Raw genomic sequence first — 1,209 nt, 5'->3', positions numbered from 1 at the left:
CCAAGTATCTATTTGGGTCGCCGCTCACCCCATTGTTATCTGGCGTAGTTATTAAACAACGATCAGTCCTTGAACAACCATTTATCGTGAAATCAACTTTGTAATCGTTGGTTGACCCCTTATAGAGGTAATAGTACCAGAAAGCGAGCTGCAACTCATTTCTCAGCTGTACGGCGTTTGTATTAAGACTAAATCCTATGCTCTCGTATGTACCTGTCTTAAATTCTGCTTCGTATGTGACGCCATCGACCACCACGCCAGTGATGCCCGTGATCACCGTAGAGTTAAGTGGATCAAACGTCAACGTTGCGGCATTTAACGATGCCGACATGCCGAACGTGACGAGCAGTAATATGACTAATTTTTTTAACATGATTTAGATCCTTAAATGCTTGCAGTTCAGCCGCCTAGCGAATACTTATATTCTAGGCCTGTAACTTTCCGTCCTCGGTTTACACGCAAGTTTGGCATTAGGTTTCTTCTCGAAATGAAACGATAACAAAGACTTAGTGACTTAGCAACTGTACTAAAGTACTAAAGCCTAAATGTTAATATTAATTATGTGTTTGTCATCGAATCAATAACAACATTCAGTTAGTCGTTATCGTTAAACGATGCCTAACAAGCCTTTCTATGATTGATAACAGCCGTTGAGTGTAGACGAAACGAATGACCGCTTCTGGCACGTAAGCGACGATTTACTCGAAGGTCAGCATTCGACCCAAAGCAGACATATCTAGTACCACTCTGAAAATGGACACTTTAAACGAACACTGACTATACTTCGTTGTCAATTAACGCCATTGAAACTAGGAGTAAATATATGGGTTTAGTAAAAGCATGGATGATGGAGCAGCAAGAACATGAGTTTATGCTCGAATGGATTGAAGAAAATTTTGGTGATGTTGGCGAAGAAGGTTCAGAAGAGTGGAAAGAGGCCTTACAGGCTTATAATAGTCGACATGAACAGCATGAACAGGAAGAATATTGGTATCAACAAGAAGAGCTAGAATGGTATATATACTCTCAATCCCAAATTGGGAAGTTTGACATTCAAATTCAAAGTGTTTTTGAACTTCTTGAGGTACAAGCAGGTAACGAAACTCAATTCAGCTTATTTGTTATGTTGCATGGTCATATCGTTGCAGCTGTTGAGTCATACCTAGCTTCAACGTTTATTCATAAAGTTACTAATTCAGAAGTTCTGAT

1 protein-coding gene, 1 pseudogene and 1 riboswitch are annotated in these 1,209 nt (G+C 39.7%); of the genes and pseudogenes, one reads left to right on the top strand and one right to left on the bottom strand.

Features of this window, described 5'->3' with window-relative positions; genetic code table 11:
* Nucleotides 1-373, bottom strand: a 373-nt coding sequence (locus AC3AYF_RS21365; protein ID WP_487780476.1) for a hypothetical protein, incomplete at its 3' end; no start/stop codon positions are given.
* A gap of 17 nt (nt 374-390) precedes the next feature.
* Nucleotides 391-479: riboswitch (cyclic di-GMP riboswitch) on the bottom strand.
* Nucleotides 480-823: 344 nt separating this feature from the next.
* Here AC3AYF_RS21365 and AC3AYF_RS21360 point away from each other — a divergent pair.
* A pseudogene (locus AC3AYF_RS21360) lies at nt 824-1,209 on the top strand (hypothetical protein); the annotation flags it as partial.

The organism is Salinicola sp. (genome assembly GCF_982684285.1).
This window is presented reverse-complemented; position numbering and strand designations above follow the sequence as displayed.